The sequence below is a fragment of the Lysinibacillus sp. NPDC056232 genome, from assembly GCF_042267565.1.
Lineage (GTDB): Bacteria > Bacillota > Bacilli > Bacillales_A > Planococcaceae > Lysinibacillus.
This window is the reverse complement of record NZ_JBHJTF010000001.1, coordinates 364392-382774: the sequence shown is the minus strand read 5'-3', so window position 1 is coordinate 382774 and position 18383 is coordinate 364392. Positions and strand designations below refer to the sequence as shown.

Below are 18383 nucleotides of genomic sequence, written 5' to 3'. Positions count from 1 at the left end.
TTTTACATCGAGTTGACGGGTAGATTCCCTAGCTCGATTCGTCTGGGAGCTCTTTAAGAAAATTAGCATAAAACAGAGCGAAAATTTATAGCGAAGAACAGGTGAGGGTATAAAACAAACGATTTCATTCTGTCGTTTCAATCGCTTGATGAAATTTTTTTCATTCGATTTCATGGCACCAATTCCTCTCTTACAATGATTAAATTATTTAATATCTGTGAAAAAATCTTCTTCAGAAAAAACACCAATATTATTTCTTCTTAGCAATGCAGTAGTTGCGCCTACACCAACTAATTTTGTACCATTGAAATCTCCATTGTAAATCATTGCACTGCCACAAGATGGACTATATTCTTTTAAAATTACCGTAGTAGCACTTAGTTCGAGTGCTTTCTGTAATGTTGCATATGCTCCCTTTAGATATAGCTCCGTTACTTCACGGCCAGACTTTTCCACCACTATCGCTTTCCCATCCAAAACGTCTTCACCATCTCCCCCAACAATTTCAGCGGGCTCACGAGGCGTCGAAAAACCTCCCATGAGTTCAGGGCATACAGTTACCGCCTTATTTTCTAGCACTAGCCGTTGAATTCTTTCATCTAAACTATCTGTCCCATTATATCGTACCTTTAACCCTGCTAAGCAAGAACTTATTAATATCATATGTGCACCTCATTTTTTAGACATATCGTTTAAGTACAACTTTAGCTCATTAATAAAGTCTGTCAACTGACATAAGTTACTTCTTTGACCTACTCCATTCTCTTTTTAATGAGTAACATTATTTTAAAACCGTTTATTAGTAAGACAACCATTCCACTAATTTATGCTACTATTTTATTATCTATATTTATTTTATGAATTCATTTTATCATTTAAAAAGGAGGAACAAGACTTGGTTGAATTTACAATTTGTTTTCTTAAAAAGGGTGACCAAATATTATTGCTAAATAGGGATTTTCCAGAGTGGATGGGGGCTTGGAACGGTGTAGGTGGAAAGATTGAGGAAAATGAAACTCCACTGGTTGGTGCATTACGAGAAATTAAGGAAGAAACGGGCATTGTACTGCATGATATTACTTTCAAAGGAAAAATAACATGGACGGATGGAATGACCGACTTTGGCTGTATGTATGCTTTTATTGCTGAATTGCCAGAATCCTATCATTATGTGACACCGATTAAAGTTGCAGAGGGCATTTTAGATTGGAAAGATCTATCATGGATTTTCCATCCTAAAAATGTAGGAATAGCAGATTTAAAATATTACTTACCAAAAATGCTAGATGAAACAGTCAATTATGAATACATATTTACATATAAAGATAGTAAATTGATTGATATAACGAGTACCCCATTAGTACTTACTGTCTAAATATAACAAGCCTCGTAAACGCGACAGTAGTGTTTACGAGGCTTGGCTAATTATTTTCTTGGTTGCGCAAATCGCATTCTGCACATCGACCAATTCAATGTTGTTTTTTGAATTTCATCATAGATGTTCCACAGCCTATCGACTACCCGTAATTCAACATTACGTTTAAACATTTCCTCAAATAAATTTTCTACTTCAAATTTAGCAATAGGATATTGGGGTGTTTCACTCGTATAATAACCAGCATTTTTATCTTGTAGCGTAAATCCATTACTATCAAACTCATATAAGTATAGTTTCGTATTTTTCATCGTCTCAAACCACTTGCTTTCAATTACGACAACATGTGAACATGATGCTGATGCTATATAGGCTCGTTTATCCTGTTCGGTTGTATTGGTACCAATATGGTAGCAAACTCGTGGACAATTTCTAGGAGTTAAAAAATTAGGCAAACATGTATCGTTAATTGCCCATACTAGACCTTTTTCTGGATCTAGATCTAGTCGATCAGGTAATCGTGGATGGAATACGGTAATATCGCTTTCCTCACTCACATGAAATATACGCACATGCTCCGCTCCTTTATTTCCTTAATTTAAATACGATAAAATCTGCACAATGCAAATCTTCCTCGAATTGTGGATACTTTATTAGCATCTCTTTTGAAGGCATCGGTTCGATAACGTCCTCTATAGAAAAGCCTGCTTGAATAATTGCTTTCATATAGCTCGCTAATGTTCGGTGATAAAATACAATTTTTTCATCGGAATCTAGCGGAAGCTTTTGATCATATACCCCTTCATAAAAATAACGCTGAACCTTCCAATACTGTTGGTCAAGCCGTTCATTTCTTATCCATCCACTATTCGGCGTAATAAAGCATGGGTGGAGAATAGAAAAGATGAAAGTACTTTTAGGTTTTAAAAGACGATACATTTCACTCAAAGCTGCCTTATAATCCTCTAGATCTTGAAGGACCATATTGGAAACAATACAATCGAACTGTTCATCTGCTAAAAAATCTAGTTCTTCGCAATTTCCATGTTTATATTGTATCGGAACTTCCTCATGTGTTCTTTCTCTAGCAATTTCTAGCATCTTTTCTGAATAATCAACTGCTGTGACAATAGCCCCTTTTTGAGCAAGTATTCTACTTAAATAGCCTTCTCCGCACCCTGCATCTAGTAGTCTTTTTCCTTTCACCTCTTCTAATAATGAAAAAATGGCTGGATTTAATAATACTTCACGGTGTATGCCACCATGTTCATCGTAGTTTGCTGTAAATCTTTCTGCATGTTGATCCCAGCGTTTAATCGCCTCTTCTGTCGGTACCGTTCTTGCCATACAATTCCCTCATCTCTGTATAGAATCATAACGTTACGTCCCTTGTGCACATTACTATTTTTTCATATACCCTCAAAAAGATATAGACTTATATTTTATTTTTTTATATCATTTAGATTGAGGCACGCCATCTTTAAGTGAAAACATAAGCCAGAAATTCCCAAACGAATTTCTGGCTTTTCTTATTTAAGGGCTAGATTGCGTTTTGATAGGTAAAGCATTGTCTAAAGTGGCCTGTCGTTTAACAGTGATCCATCTTCCAAATACCATGACAATCAATGCAAAGAATACAATGACTCCTGCAAATACAAGCGCCGCCTTGTAGCTACTATATACCGCCACAAGCTGACCCGCGATGATTGGTCCGATAATTTGTCCAAATGCATAAAACGTTGTTAACAATGATACAACTGGACCGCTTTGCGTTGGGAATAGCTGACGTGCATAAGAGGTCGTTAACGTCACAATGCCTACAAATGTTAAGCCGAATAAAAATGACGATAACAATACGCTCCATACTGTTTGTGAAAATACCGGTAACAAGATGCCTATTACTTGCAATACATAGGCGACAAATAAAATTTTGATGGCAGAGAATTTTTCTAATAAAACAGTCCAAACAGGTGCTGACGGGATGGCCGCTACCCCTACAATGACCCAGCTATACGAAGAGTATGCTTGTAGTGAAGGAATATTGTGAATGATATCCACTAAAAAAGTGCCGGTGATAATATAGCCTAACCCTTCAAAGCCATATGCGACGATCAACCATGGCATAAAGCCCTTTGTCATTTTTGCATCAGAGGATTTCTCGGTTTTCACACTATCTTGTACATGCAAGCCTCTCCAAAGTATAAATGTTATTACTAAAAAAACTGCAGATAAAATCCCTAAGCCTATCCATGTACCTTGCCAAGCAAAACGTGCTTCAATAGCAGGGACTAATAAACCTGAAATAGCAATTCCTAATCCGATACCACCAAATAAATAGCCTGACCATCGTGTAAGTGAATGCTTTGCTAAATAATCCATAATAATACTACATGTTAATACAAAAATAAGCCCCCCTGTAATGCCCGCAATCAGACGAAGTACAAGCCAAACACTATATATTTCAATGATTCCCATAAGAACAACAGAAAGGACATTCAAGACAACACTTAACAATAAAAAGTTCTTCTTTTGGCGATTGATAAATCCTGCCCACAATGCACCAATGAAATAGCCAATATAATTACTCGATGCCAAAAATCCTGCAACTTCAAACGAAAATCCGACATCATGACGCATAAATGGCAAAATTGGCGTGAATGCAAAGCGGCTAATCCCCATAGCCACTACAAGTAATAGCACCCCACCAAATAAAATTCCGATGTGCTGTCGATTCATCTTGTCCCCACCCCCTAAAATCTTCTTGTAATTAAAAGGATACAGAGTGAAAATTAATAAATCTAATATATAATTTATATAAAAGGATAAAAATTTTTTATAAGAGGTGGAATACATAATGAATTTACATGCTCTTAGATTATTTACAAAAGTAGCCGAACTCAATAGTGTTTCGAAGGCCGCGCAAGCTCTAATGATTAGTCAACCTGCCGTAACCATTCAAATGAGAAATCTGGAAAAAGAACTAGGCTTAACTCTTTTAGAATCAAAAGGTAGAGGAATTACTTTAACACAAAACGGAGAATTTTTATTTAAACAGGCCCAGCGATTATTTGATTTAGAATTGGATATTGAAAACAAACTGGAGCAATTAAAAAATACAGGTAATGAAGAATTACAAATTGCTTCCACCCATGTTCCATCCCATTTCTTACTACCGAAATGGCTTGCAAAGTATAAACAAGCCTATCCGGCAACTAATATCCACATAAAAACAGCTAATTCCCAGCAGGTTATTGAAGAATTGCTTCACTATAAGGTTGATATGGCTTTTATCGTAAAAGAGGATGGTCATCATCCAGATATTAATTATCAATTTCTCATGAATCTCGATTATTGGTTTATCGTCCCATTTGGTCATCCGCTGGCAGGTCAGAAAGTGACATTAGCGGAATTAATGCAGCAGCCATTTGTTTCACGAGAAGATGGTAGCTCTACGAAAGAATATTTAAACGCTTTATGTAAAGTTCATAAAATTCCACCACCAAGTGTAGGGCTACAACTGGACGGTATCAATGAATCCATTTACGCCATTGCAGCTGGGTATGGAACGATGCTAGCTCCATCTATAGCAGCTTCTAGCTTTATTCAACGACAACAAGTAGCACGAGTTTTTATAAAAGATATCGATATCCAGCGTCCTATTTATCTTTGTACAAGAAAAAATGAACAAAATAACTCTACGACCTTTAATACTTTTATTAACATCATCAATGACTCAATTTCATAACAATCGCTTTTCAAAAGTTTGAACTATACAAAATTTGAGCAATAACGAATAATGTGTAGTTTTTTCATTTACAAAAATTGTAATCCGCTATCTCTCATTATCTGACCACCATAACGTGGGAGGTTGATTCCCGTTCCGACTGGGCGCTTTTCTGGGGGCGTTCGATGATCCGCTTCTGAAATAAAGATTGATTAAAATCATCTTCCCTCTAGAAAATTCTTAGTTAAGAGATGATTTTTTATTGGATAGATATTTATGTCACTAGAAAAAAATGTACTTAAACTAACGCAGCAGCTTAGCTTAATAAATGGGTAGAAACTCCTTAGATTAATTTCTAAGGAGTTATTTTTGTTTATGAATTCTCATTGACTTTATAAAAAGAATAGCATAAACTGAATTAGCACTTTGAACAAAGCACTTTAATTAAAGTACTTAAAATCAAGTATTTTAATTGAGGCACTTCATTTAAAGTAAAAACAAATAGCTAGTGAAGAAAGGATACAAATATATGAAATTTACTCAGTTCTTAAAAACAAAAGGTGCAATAGCTGCTATTTTTATGGGAATTTTCTATGCTATCGCAATGCTAGGCATTTTTTTACCTGGTTATTCAGCCATTCCAGGAAATGTGGACAAATTGCCAATTGCTATTGTCAATGATGATGCAGGTGAATATGGGGAAAAGATCGCCAACCAATTAGAAAAAAATTTACCGTTTAAAAATATTGAGACAGATATAACAAATAAAAAAGCCTTAGAAGATTTAGAGAAGAATGATTTAGCGTTAGTTGTACACATTCCAGAAACGTTCTCTGCGGATATCCAAAAAGGAGAAACATCATCCAAAATCGACTTTACAATTAATGAAGCAGGAGCAACTACTGTTTCTTCTACGATGAAATCAGTAGTTACGGAAATTAACAATCAGTTAAGCACGCAATTCTCACAACAAACAGCTCAAGGTGTGTTAATGAATTTTAATGTTCCAAAAGATCAAGCCGCTGAATTAGCGAAAAAGATTGAAACAACTTATGAAGGAAACGTAATTACAATCAACAAAATATCAGCAGGTATGAATAATAATATGCTACCAATGTTCTTAACGATGGCTGGTTATACTGGTGCAATGATTGGGGCGATGCAATTGGTATCTGCCTTTAGAGCAAGCCGTAAAAAAGCAAGTAAAAAACGTTTATTCACTTATGTACAATTGACTGCTTTAGTGATTGCAGTGGTATCCTCACTAGCTGGTACAGGGATAGCCTACTTAATTAATGAGCCAAGTGGTAGCCTATTCTTCAGTATAGTAGGACAACAAATACTAAACTATATGGTATGTTTCAACTTCACAGCAGTTTTAATATTCTTAGTTGGTGAAGGCGGAATGGTTTTAAACTTACCGATTCTATTAATCCAAACATTAGCAAATGGTGCTACAATGTCACGTCAAATGATGTATAAGCTATATGAGTGGATGAGCCATATTTCCCCAATGTATTATTCAGTACAGGGATACTATGCAAATCTTTATGGAAGCATTAGTCCAAGTCCATATATCTGGTCAATGGTTGCGGTTGGGGCAATTGCAATGGTCATTAATATTCTTATCGTTACTTTCATCCATAAACCACTGCCGTTAGAAGCAGAGGAAGCAGAAGAAACGATGCATAAGGTACAAAGTGTAGCTGAAGTTACATCTTAGTTTTGCTATAATAAGAAGACAAATTCTACTTTAAGGAGCAGAAAGAATGTCTATTCAAATTTTTATATTAAGTAAGCTGATGGAGAATAATAATTATCCATATAAATTGAAAAAACAGCTTTCAGAGCCAATTCCATTGGATGAACTAAGTGGTTTAACAGAAAGCAAACTTTACTACCATTTTGAGTCATTAGCAAAAAAAGGTTTAATAGAGGCAACTGAAATCATTAAAGAAGAACATCGACCTGATAAACAAGTATTTGCGATTACGGATAAAGGGCGTGAAGAACTGCCTAAATTAATCTACAAGTTGTTTGAAAATGCCGATGATATTACTGAAATGGTAATAGCTTTAGCAAACATCAAATATGTTGATCGTAATAAGGTAGCAGAAATATTAGAAAAAAAATTAAAAACTATTACGAATCGTTGGAATGAAGTTTCACAATTTGACAGTCAGATTATGATAGACGAAAACAACGAGAAATTTGTAAAATTTATGGCAGATTATTTTTCAACTAAAGTAGAACACAAGATTTATTGGCTAGAGGAGTTAATTAAACAGATTAAACAAGAAGAAATTTAATCCATAATAATTGAAAATCCAGTTTTCATTATTTTTGAGAAAACTGGATTTTTTTTTATATTGAACTAATGTGAAAAGCCGCTGCGTTCCAGAATAAAATAATCAATCTTTATTATAAAAATAAATAGAGACAGACAGAGAAAACCTCGATTTTGATCAAACTTGTTCAAAATACGAGGTTTTATTTAATCAGGAAACTGAGAATTGCCATTAAATTTTAATCAATCTTTTTTCAAAAGTGACAGCTTCGCTAACGTTTTCACTCCAATCAACTACATGACATACGTCTTACAAATATCATCCTAACTTTTAGCGATGATTTATCTCAATGCTTGTATAAGCTGTAAAAAAATAGTGAAATCTGCTCGGAAAATCTACATCATCCCCACTAATATTCGTTTTTTTATAGACAAAACAGTTTTAACGACCTATAATAATCCATACATTCATCAATACACGAACATTAAGGTGGTTTTTATGACTGAATATACGTTAATTTTCAAAGGTACAGCTTTTTCAAGTAAGTCTCCTACTGAAGTACAAATTTTAAAGGATTATTTATTCTTCATTAATGCTGATGGGATGATTGAGAAAACAGTAGCTCCTGAGCATGCAGATTATCAAAATCTACTAACTACATATCAGCAACAAGAAAATTTTCATCAATTAGCTGATGGACAATATTTCTTCCCAGGCTTTGTCGATTTGCATGTACATGCACCACAATGGGCACAAGCTGGAACTGCACTAGATATTCCACTTTATGACTGGCTGAACACATACACCTTCCCTATCGAATCCAAATTCTCCGATTTAGAGTTTGCACAAGAGGTCTATGACGATTTAGTAAGTACTCTACTTGCCAATGGAACTACTACATCGCTCTATTTTGCAACTGTCCATAAAGAAGCAAGCCTGCTATTAGCGAAAATTTGTGCTGAGAAAGGTCAACGAGGTCTAGTCGGGAAAGTTGTGATGGATGATCCTGAACAAAATCCAGACTATTATCGAGATGCAAATACTCAGACTGCACTAAAAGATACAGAAGAATTTATTTTAGCTGTGAAGGAATTAGCCAAATCAACGAAACAAGGTGTTTATCCAGTTGTAACACCACGCTTTATACCAAGCTGTACAGACGATGCACTAAAAGGCTTGGGAGAATTAGCTGCTAAATACGATACACATATCCAGTCACATTGTAGTGAAAGCGATTGGGAGCATGGTTACGTAAAGGAACGATTTAAGAAAAATGATGCCTTTGCCTTACATGATTTTGGTCTATTAGGCGATAAATCTGTAATGGCACATTGCAATTTCTTAAATGATGATGATGCACAGCTATTTGCTGAAACAGGTACAGCGATTGGTCATTGTCCAATTTCTAATGCTTATTTTGCAAATAGTGTCATTCCAATTGCCCGCTTCCATGCAAAAGGCGTTGATATCGGATTAGGGTCAGATATTTCTGGTGGCTTCTCACCTAGCCTATTCGATAATGCTAGACAAGCAGTCATGTCATCTAGAATGCTAGAAGACGGTGTCGATACATCTCTTTCTGCTGAAAAACGTGGTGTCTCAAATTCACGTATTACGATTAATGAAGCATTTTATTTAGCAACAGCAGGTGGCGGAGAAAGCTTAAGCCTACCCATTGGTCGATTACAAGAAAACTACACATGGGATGTACAAATCATCGATACTAGCCTACCTTCTGCAAAACTTCCTATTTTTAATAACAAAGAAGATTTACAGGATATCTTCCAAAAAATTATGTATCTTGTGCGTCCTGAAAATATCCGTGAAGTTTGGGTACAAGGAAATAAGGTTCACGCTAGAGCATAAATAAAAAATCTAAATTAACAATTTTGAGGTGTACATCTTAGTGGAAACGCAACATAACAAATTAGCTAACGATAAAAAGAAAACTCAGCAGTTAACAGTCTTACCAGATGAAAAGGTATCACTCGGTCAATCCGCCCTACTCGGTTTACAGCACGTCATGGCGATGGATGTCTATGTAGTGCCCTTCTTAATTGCCATGTTAATCGGTTTACAATCAGGTCAATCAAGCGCATTGATTCAATCGACCTTCATTGCGGCCGGAATTGCAACGATTATTCAAACTCACTTTTGCATGAAGTTACCGATCGCACAAGGTCCTTCATATGTTCCAATCGGTGCCATTGTAGGTATTTATGCAGCGAGTGGTAGTGGAGATCTTGGTTGGAGCACTGTGCTAGGTGCAAGTTTAGTCGGCGCCATCTTAGTTATTCTTTTAGGTTTTACAGGTATATTCAATAAAATCGTGAAAACGTTCATTCCGCCAATTGTCGGTGGGACAATTATCTTTGTAGTCGGTCTTTCATTAATGCCTGTAGGTTTAAGTAATAACATTTTTAATGCGGCAGGTGCATCTATTAACCAAAACATCTATTTAGCTTTAACTTCAGCTATCGTTCTAATCCTTTGCGTTATGCTAGGTTCTGTCTTTCATAAAAATGGCCGCGTATTTCGTATCACTTCAGTAATCATCGCTTTAATCGCAGGTTGTATTACTGCAAATAGTATGGGTGTTTTAGATTTATCAGCAGTGTCACAAGCTAAATGGTTTAGTATGCCTCAAATTCCATTTGTAGATTTCAGCTTCACGTTTAATTTTTCAGCTATCATTACGATGGTGATTATTTATATCGTCTTAATGGCAGAAACAACAGGTACATGGTTTGCAGTGAGTAACGTCATCGATAAACCATTAACTGAAAAACAAATTAATCGCGGTGTGATTGGCGAAGGAATTGGTTGTTTCATCGCATCATTACTAGGTTCAACCCCTGTCACTGGCTATTCAACAAATGCAGGTGTTATATCGATCACAGGTATTGCAAGTCGTCGTATTTTTATTGCTGCAGGTTTTTGGTTTATTTTATTCGGCTTCTCTGGTAAACTAGCTGCTCTTATTTCTGCCATTCCTTCAGCAGTTATCGGTGGTGTATTCGTTATCGTTTGTGGCATTATTGCGATCAGTGGTTTACAAGTAATGAAAAATGAAAACATTGGTGAAAAGGAAATGTTTGTAATCGCAATACCAGTGATTTTAACATTAGCCCTAACATTACTTCCTAAAGATTTTTTATACTCATTACCAACAACCGTTCAATACTTATTCGGCTCTCCAATAGCAACAGCAGCTATAGTAGCCATATTGTTAAATAAATTATTACCTAGTGCGAAATAGCTTTTAAACTCAAATGCACAATCTCCTACTTCGGTTAGGTGATTGTGCATTTTTCTTATTCGAAATATTTTCTGAAATTTCTGTCCAGCTTTCTATTTTTTTGTTATACTAGGGCAAAAAAGTAGGGATTAAAATGATATACGACGTGATTGTAATTGGTGCAGGATCGATGGGGATGGCAGCGGGCTATCATTTAGCGAAAGCAGGAAAAAATGTCTTGATGCTTGATGCCTTTAGTCCACCTCATGAAGAAGGTAGTCATCATGGTGAAACAAGAATTATTCGCTTTGCGTATGGTGAAGGAGCTAGCTATGTACCTTTCGTCAAAAGAGCAGGTGAATTATGGAGAGAGCTTGAAACGTTAACCGGTGAAGCTTTATTTTTACAAACAGGTGTAATAAATGTCGGTGAAGAGACCCATCCTTTTATTCAAAATGTAAAAACAAGTGCTAGGTTCTATGATTTAGCATTGGAGCAGTATTCTGCGGCTGAGGCAATGGAAAAATGGCCTGGATTATCATTACCCAAAAACTTTGTTGCTTGTTTTGAGCCTACTGCTGGTGTCCTTCGTGTAGAAGCATGCATTAACGCTTATAAAAAATTAGCTATTGAGGCAGGAGCAACGTTACATACAAATGAAAAAGTACAGAACATCCAAGCTGGTGACATTGTACGTGTCCAAACAGCAAATACTATTTACGAAGCTAAACATTTAATTGTGACAGCTGGTGCCTGGGCGACTGAGTTACTTCAAACAATGGACCTCACCATCCCTGTAACACCGACGCGAAAAACATTTGCATGGTTTGAGGCAGAGGAGCAACTGTATCGTGAAGATGTTTTCCCGGCCTATTGTTTTGAATTTGCTGATTCCGCATACTATGGTTTTCCCAGTATTGATGGAGCAGGCCTAAAGCTTGGCAGACATGATGGCGGTGAGGTTATCAATCCAAACGACCCGCTTCGCCCATTCGACGATCAGGATGCACTAGATTTACAAAACTTTATCAATCGTTTTATGCCTCAGCACGGTGCATTAAAATTCGGAAAAACATGTAAATATTCAATGACACCAGATGAGGATTTCATTATTGATTTTTTACCTGAGCATCGAAATATTATCATTGCAGCGGGCTTCTCAGGACATGGTTTTAAATTTAGTAGTGCAGTTGGTGAAGTACTAGTGGATTTAACGCTAAACGGAAAAAGTAAGCAGGATTTATCAATCTTTAGGCTAAGTCGATTTAAGACAGACTGACACTTTGCTTCTTTGAACTCCCCCGCTTAATGCTCTTACTACAATGTGCGATTACTGCGATAAGATAAGACTGCCATAAAGGCAGTCTTATGCTGTTCAAGAAAACTTATCGTTTCATTATCTTTTTGAAGAAATAGATGAATGCATCTAACAAAACACCATATAAAAAACCAAGCATGATGCGAACGATATAGCTAATGAACGTAAAATCATTAGCAACCATATACTCTCGTACTGTGTCGTGATAGAGCAGCCACATAAATACATAGTCTAACGTGAAAAGCGTCATCAAAAGTCCCTTATCATCTTGACCTATCCAATGTAAGATGCAAATACCAATCATGACGATAACAATCCACGTAGTGCAATTATTAAATGGCGCTGGAGCAAAGCGTCTTCCAGCTAAAATCATCGTAATTGGAAATACAACAATAGCAAGTATACCGAGTATCCCTAGTTGGTAAAGATCAAATAGATTAATACCAATTACCGCCACTATAAACGCAACAATACATGCCATCATAATTTTGACATGCAAAGAACGTAAAAATGTCATTTTCATTCCCTCCCGAAAGCATTACTCAATCAAGTAATGCTTTTTGATCGATGCTCTTTAAAATTTGCTCACGCAACTAAAACAACGCTATTAGTGTAATTTTACACTAATAGCGTTAAAACACAACCCCTTATTCGTTATCCCTGCCGATAATTTTGATATAAACTATGCTTGCTGATTATATTTGATTGGGCAGTAGCCATCATCTTCAAGTTATTTCCCCAAGAGGGTTTAGATTCTGCTATTTCATCTCCCTTACTTTTAGGGGATTCGTTATGTCTATCCCCAATAGGCCAAAGAACGTTTCTTCATCGCTTCTCGGTATTGCTCTGTTGAGACTGGCAATGCTTTATTTGTTTCATAATCCATAATGACACCATATTTTCGAACAACATCCATTTGATTAATTTCTCCTTTGTTATACATCTGCTCAACTTCTATTGGATCTGTTTCCAGCCATCTATGGCGATTTTTTCGAATATAATCGCGTTCTTTTAATGTTGCAGCCATATCAATTTCAAAGGCATCCACATCACGGTCAATTTCGTGAATGACTACGCCATAATCAAGCTTTGCACGCTCAATCGAAACATATTCATCAATAACGTCCTCCAAAACGGCGTTTACATCTCGTGCTAATGGGTCACCTAAGCCACCGCCTCCTGCTGAGGGACGTGTAAAGGAATCTCCTTTCTTCAACTCAACATTGGAGAAAATCGTGCCTAAAAATTTTTCATCCTCTTTGTTTGGATTTAAAATAGCCCCCTGTGCAATAGAAGGTAAGCCGCCCATAATCCCCCATGTAATGGAACGAGAACGATCACAGCAATATGACATTACTGTTTGGTTTACATTCGTTAAAACGCCTCCCTTTTCTACGCCACAGCCGCCACGGTATTTACCTGGACCTGCAGAATCTATAATGATTTCATGCTTCGTTGTAACAACTGGTGACAAACGCTCTTGCCCTTCGCATGGCTGAACACTTAAGCCTACCCCGAACACTGGTGAGGTAGTATTCGCACCATCACGGTCAATACGTCCACCATGGCCACCAGCCATCCAGTCATACCACATAAAATATTCACTATTATCTCTCCGCTGATCATACCCACCTATTAATAAATACTCTAAATTAAATGAACATGCGATAGCACGTTCAGGCATAATATTCGACCATAATTCGAAACAAGCATTCATAATTTTTTCAAACGCCCCTGAGCAATAGCCAGAGACAGCTACTGGGCTAGGTGCGTTAACGACCGAGTTTTCAGGGAGGAATATTTTCACAACACGATAAAACCCTGAGTTCAGCGGAATCTCTGGGAAAAATGTTTTCGTTCCTGCATAAGTACCAGAAAGTGCTGAGCCAAAGCCTGCATTTAAAAAACAGCTAATATAAGGATGTGAATCACTTAAATCATACGCTATTTCATCTTCCGTAATGGTCATTTTCACACGAATTGGGATAAGGCCATCTCCTAATTGTGGGTCCATATCGATATAGTCCACCGTTTCCCATTGTCCTTTTGGTAAAGCTTTAATTTTCGCTTTCATTAATCGTTCCACATAATTTTGGACTTCCTCAAAAGCTACTAGCACCGTATTTATACCGTACTTTTCAATCATTTCCTTGAGCTGCTTCTCTCCAACTTTCGCCGCTTCCACTTGAGAACGTAAATCTCCAATACGTTCTTCCGGAATACGCATATTCATGACAATAATCTTCACTACATCTGTTAAATATTGACCTTTGCTATAAATACGGACAGGTGGGATACGTAGACCTTCCCCGTAATGTTCCTTAGCTGTAATATCAAAGGAACCTGGGTTAGAGCCACCGACATCCGCCCAATGACCATTTGTTTGCATGAGTGCAATCAGTTTGTCATCATGGAATACTGGTAAAACTACACGTACGTCACTGAAATGTGTTCCTCCGCGATAAGGGTCATTTACTAAAAATACATCACCTGGATGAATATCATCAGCGAAATCCTCTAAGACAGCTTTTGCCGTTAAATGCAAAGTCCCTACATGTACGGAAATATCTTGTGTTCCCTGCATAACGGGTATTCCCCTGTGCATCGCATAATGCACAGCTGAAGTCTCGATTATAAATAACAAACGAGTAACATGTACGTAGCATTTGTTCAGCCATTTGATCGACTAAATTCACAAAGCCGTTTTTTAACACTTCAAATGTTACTGGGTCTAAATTTTGGACCTTTTGATTTGTCTCCAATTTCGTTGTACTCATAGCCAAATCCTCCTTATCGCGTATTAGTTCACCGTAATAATAATATTTTTATAGGCATCTACTTCCGCAGTAAACCCTGGTGGAATAACAGTCGTCGTATCCAGCTGATCGATAATGGCTGGACCAGCAAATTGTGTGTTAACAGGTATTTTATCGCGGTTATATGCGTTTGTTTCTATATATTTACCCTCAAAATAAACAGGACGTGTTTCTTTAAAAGCATCTTCCAGTGAGCCTTCAGAAACATATTGTGGGAAATTAGGCTTTGGTACTGTGCCTATAGCCGTTACACGTAAGCCAAATATTTCTACGGTTTGATCCTGATCAGAAAATGCAAATTCTCGTTCATGTTCTTGATGGAATGCTTCCAAAATAGCGTCTAAGGAAGTGATTTGATCGGATACGAGAACAGCTAGAGATCGCCATTGTCCCTTATAACGAAGATCTATATAATTCGTTAAAGACGATGTATTTTCTGCTATTCCTTCCTCTTCTAATAACGCTCTTGCCTCTTCTCGTAATTCTCTAAATTGATTTGTTAGTTCCTCTGCACTTACTTCATCTAGTTTTTTAACATACGTTTTAGAAATATCATGACGGACATCTACAAGTAAACATCCCATTGCTGCTGCAACACCTGGATGCGTAGGAATAATGACTTTCGGGATGTTTAAATCTTTTGCCAAATAGGCACCGTGTAATGGGCCAGCACCACCAAAAGCTACAAGCGCAAAATCACGGGGATCATAGCCTCTCCGTACTGATATTAAGCGAACTGCATCACTCATATTGGCATTTGCAACTTCTATAATGGCACTTGCTGCTTCCTCAACCGTTTGATCGAATGCATTTGCGATTTTTTCAACAGCATCTCTTCCTGCCCCTTTATTTAACTGCATCGTTCCATCTAACAAATCCACACCTAGACGTCCTAACACTAAATTTGCATCGGAGTTAGTGGGCTCAGTGCCTCCTCGGCCATAGCAAGCTGGACCTGGTACTGCCCCTGCACTTTGTGGTCCATTTCGTAAAGAACCACCTTCATCTTTCCAAGCAAGGCTACCTCCACCGGCTCCTATTGTTAATATTTCAATGCTTGGGAAACCAATTGGATAGCCATATTCTATCGACCAGTCCTTTGTAATTCGTATATCCCCCTTATACATCAGTGAAATATCAGTACTTGTACCACCCATATCTAAACCAATTGCATTGTCAAATCCACATAACTTCGCGATATGCTTACTTGCAATGGCTCCAGCAGCTATCCCCGAACTTGCCAATCTAGCAGCATAGCGGGGCACTGTACTTGAAGTCATAACACCGCCACCAGAATGTAATACTAATATTTCATCGTCATAGCCCTTTTTCTGCATTTCAGTGCTTAACTTACTAATGTAATGACTCATAATTGGCCCAAGAACAGCGTTAATAATCGTTGTACTCATACGCTCATGCTCAAAAATTTCCGGAAGCACCTCACTTGAAATACACACATAGACATCCGGTAATTCTTCTTTTAAAATTCCTTTGACTTTCGCCTCATTTTCCCCGTTCACATAGGCATTAATGAAACTCACGGCAATGGATTCTGTTCCTCGACGTTTTAATTTTTTTGCTAATAAACGAATTTCCTCTTCATCAATAGCTTGAAGAATATTTCCTTCATAATCTATTCGTTCTGTCACTTCAAATCGATCACGTCGTTGAATATAAGGCTTCGCAGTATCTTTGTATGTGTCCCAAATATCTTCTTTCGTCCCTCGACGGATTTCGATGACATCTCTAAAGCCCTTTGTCGTAATAAGAGCTGTTTTTGGCAGCTTACGCTCTATTAACGCATTCGTTCCAACTGTTGTGCCATGAGAAAAAATTTTAATATCTTTGCCATTTAGTTCTGCTTTTGCTACTCCATTTAAAATTCCTTGCTCCGGATTCGCAGGTGTCGACGACGTTTTTGTGACAAATACTTCTCCCGTCTCTTCATTAAAAACAAATACATCTGTAAACGTTCCACCGACATCAATTGCTAAACGACTTTGTGTCATAGCTCTACCTTCTTTCGTTTAATTAAATCTAAAACCCAAAATGATCTTTTTGTATAAAGTTAATGCCTCAAGCGAATACCCCAGATTTTTCAAAAAGTTATTGCACTACAATTCGAAAAAATTTGGGTCATTACACCGAGGCATATGTGACGTATATTTTTTTGTCTTCTATTTTAAATTTCTTTCACGAAATTTTTACTCACTTTTTGTACCAATCGTAATAGTTTTAAACGTTGTAAAAAACTCTTTCGCCGCCTGCCCCTGCTCACGGGCACCGGTACTTGAGTTTTTCACTCCTCCAAACGGTGCTTGAGGCTCTGCTCCACCCGTTTCATCATTAACCTGTACAAGTCCAACTTCACTACGGTTAATAAAATCAAATGCTTTCGGAATGTTATTTGTATAAATAGAAGCACTCAATCCAAAATTAGAATCATTAGATAGTCGGATCGCTTCTTCATAATCCTTTACTTTAATAACAGCTAAAACTGGTCCAAAAATCTCTTCATGAGCAATCGACATCTCGTGTGTTACATTCGTAAAGATTGTTGGATCAATAAAGTATCCTTCTAACATACCTTTTGTAGGACCACCACCAAATACAAGCTCTGCGCCCTCTATTTTTGCTTTTTCAATGCCGCTTAAGATAGCATCATATTGCCCTTTGGATGATACAGGTCCCATCGTAACACCAACTTCAAATTTTTTAACTTCTTCTATTAACTGCTCTAACACCTTTTCATAAACCGCTTCCTCGATGTAAACTCGACTAGTTGCTGTACAACGCTGTCCCGTTTGCTTCATCGCACCTTCAATCGTTAATTTTGCAGCTTGATTGATATTGGCATCAGCTAAAATGATCGCTGCATTTTTGCCTCCAAGTTCGAGCTGAATTTTTTTATTAGTAGATCCAGCAGTATCTAAAATACTTTGCCCTACACTATTTGAACCTGTAAATGTAATCGCCTTTACTTCAGGTGCCTCCAATAATACCTGCCCCACTTTTGAACCACGGCCTTGCACAACATTTAACACGTTTTTGGGTAAGCCTGCCTGTTCAAATAATTCCCCTATTAATTTACCGGTTAAAGCGCTTTCAATAGAAGGCTTCCAAACTACTGTATTGCCGTACACTAATGCGGGTGCAATTTTCCATAGAGGAATAGCGACAGGGAAATTCCAAGGAGTGATGGCCGCAACGACACCAAGTGGTACCCGCATTGTGTACAGTAATTTCGCTTCATTGGCTGACGGTAACACCTCACCTGTTGCCCGCATCCCTTCTTGTGCAAAATAACGTAAAATGGAAGCACCTCGTTTTACTTCACCAAGCATTTCATTTTTCGTTTTACCCATTTCACTCGAAGCTATTTCAGCTACTTTATCCATATTTTTCTCAAGCAAGTCTGCTGTCACACGTAAAATTTCTCCACGGGCAACAGAAGACGTATTTTTCCAACCTTCGAATGCATCCTGAGCTGCAACGATAACCTCTTTCGTTTCATCTATTGTCAAAAGCTCGACTTGGCCTATACATTGAGATGGTTTCGCTGGATTAAATTGTTCTCGTATTTCTCTAACGATCGTTGTCATAAAACTCCTCCTTCAAATAATG

General features: G+C 37.3%; 16 protein-coding genes. 7 read left to right on the top strand and 9 right to left on the bottom strand.

What is annotated here, in order from left to right; all coding sequences use genetic code 11:
* Positions 1–204 precede the first annotated feature (204 nt).
* A complete protein-coding gene (locus ACFCYJ_RS01960; protein ID WP_376069956.1) occupies positions 205–663 on the bottom strand; it encodes a 2-thiouracil desulfurase family protein in 459 nt (152 codons plus the stop codon).
* A 232-nt stretch (positions 664–895) separates the two neighbouring features.
* Here ACFCYJ_RS01960 and ACFCYJ_RS01955 point away from each other — a divergent pair, with 232 nt between their 5' ends.
* Positions 896–1375, top strand: a complete 480-nt coding sequence (locus tag ACFCYJ_RS01955; RefSeq protein ID WP_376069954.1) for an NUDIX hydrolase — start codon at positions 896–898, stop codon at positions 1373–1375.
* 50 nt (positions 1376–1425) lie between these two features.
* On the opposite strand, the gene ACFCYJ_RS01950 is transcribed toward ACFCYJ_RS01955, so the two are convergent.
* The 3 genes from ACFCYJ_RS01950 to ACFCYJ_RS01940 all read right to left on the bottom strand — a co-directional run bounded on the left by ACFCYJ_RS01950 (position 1426) and on the right by ACFCYJ_RS01940 (position 4111).
* Positions 1426–1947, bottom strand: coding sequence for a DUF6886 family protein (locus ACFCYJ_RS01950; protein ID WP_376069951.1), 522 nt, complete (start codon positions 1945–1947; stop codon positions 1426–1428).
* 13 nt (positions 1948–1960) lie between these two features.
* A complete protein-coding gene (locus ACFCYJ_RS01945; protein ID WP_376069949.1) occupies positions 1961–2722 on the bottom strand; it encodes a class I SAM-dependent methyltransferase in 762 nt (253 codons plus the stop codon).
* 186 nt (positions 2723–2908) lie between these two features.
* A complete protein-coding gene (locus ACFCYJ_RS01940) occupies positions 2909–4111 on the bottom strand; it encodes a YbfB/YjiJ family MFS transporter (RefSeq protein ID WP_376069946.1) in 1203 nt (400 codons plus the stop codon).
* A gap of 118 nt (positions 4112–4229) precedes the next feature.
* On the opposite strand from ACFCYJ_RS01940, the gene ACFCYJ_RS01935 reads away from it, so the two are divergent.
* The 6 genes from ACFCYJ_RS01935 to solA all read left to right on the top strand — a co-directional run bounded on the left by ACFCYJ_RS01935 (position 4230) and on the right by solA (position 11904).
* On the top strand, positions 4230–5120 hold the full coding sequence (locus ACFCYJ_RS01935) for a LysR family transcriptional regulator (RefSeq protein ID WP_376069943.1): 891 nt from the start codon (positions 4230–4232) through the stop codon (positions 5118–5120).
* A 508-nt stretch (positions 5121–5628) separates the two neighbouring features.
* Positions 5629–6822: a YhgE/Pip domain-containing protein gene (locus ACFCYJ_RS01930; RefSeq protein ID WP_376069941.1), complete on the top strand. Its 1194-nt coding sequence runs from the start codon at positions 5629–5631 to the stop codon at positions 6820–6822.
* Between the two features lie 46 nt (positions 6823–6868).
* A complete protein-coding gene (locus tag ACFCYJ_RS01925; protein ID WP_370044303.1) occupies positions 6869–7408 on the top strand; it encodes a PadR family transcriptional regulator in 540 nt (179 codons plus the stop codon).
* Between the two features lie 477 nt (positions 7409–7885).
* Positions 7886–9253, top strand: coding sequence for a guanine deaminase (gene guaD, locus ACFCYJ_RS01920; protein WP_376069938.1), 1368 nt, complete (start codon positions 7886–7888; stop codon positions 9251–9253).
* A gap of 40 nt (positions 9254–9293) precedes the next feature.
* Positions 9294–10646, top strand: a complete 1353-nt coding sequence (locus ACFCYJ_RS01915; protein WP_376069935.1) for a uracil-xanthine permease family protein — start codon at positions 9294–9296, stop codon at positions 10644–10646.
* Positions 10647–10779: 133 nt separating this feature from the next.
* Positions 10780–11904, top strand: a complete 1125-nt coding sequence (gene solA, locus ACFCYJ_RS01910) for an N-methyl-L-tryptophan oxidase (protein ID WP_376069933.1) — start codon at positions 10780–10782, stop codon at positions 11902–11904.
* Between the two features lie 106 nt (positions 11905–12010).
* On the opposite strand, the gene ACFCYJ_RS01905 is transcribed toward solA, so the two are convergent.
* The 5 genes from ACFCYJ_RS01905 to ACFCYJ_RS01885 form a co-directional block, all read right to left on the bottom strand.
* A complete protein-coding gene (locus ACFCYJ_RS01905; RefSeq protein WP_376069931.1) occupies positions 12011–12460 on the bottom strand; it encodes a hypothetical protein in 450 nt (149 codons plus the stop codon).
* A 279-nt stretch (positions 12461–12739) separates the two neighbouring features.
* The gene (locus ACFCYJ_RS01900) at positions 12740–14527 is read right to left on the bottom strand and encodes a hydantoinase B/oxoprolinase family protein (RefSeq protein WP_376069928.1); all 1788 of its coding nucleotides are present in this window, start codon (positions 14525–14527) and stop codon (positions 12740–12742) included.
* The gene (locus ACFCYJ_RS01895; protein ID WP_376069926.1) at positions 14448–14720 is read right to left on the bottom strand and encodes a hydantoinase B/oxoprolinase family protein; all 273 of its coding nucleotides are present in this window, start codon (positions 14718–14720) and stop codon (positions 14448–14450) included. The genes ACFCYJ_RS01900 and ACFCYJ_RS01895 overlap by 80 nt, the downstream gene beginning before the upstream one ends.
* Positions 14721–14743: 23 nt before the next feature.
* Positions 14744–16768, bottom strand: coding sequence for a hydantoinase/oxoprolinase family protein (locus tag ACFCYJ_RS01890; protein ID WP_376069923.1), 2025 nt, complete (start codon positions 16766–16768; stop codon positions 14744–14746).
* Positions 16769–16963: 195 nt separating this feature from the next.
* Positions 16964–18361, bottom strand: coding sequence for an aldehyde dehydrogenase family protein (locus tag ACFCYJ_RS01885; RefSeq protein WP_376069920.1), 1398 nt, complete (start codon positions 18359–18361; stop codon positions 16964–16966).
* Between the last annotated feature and the right edge of the window lie 22 nt (positions 18362–18383).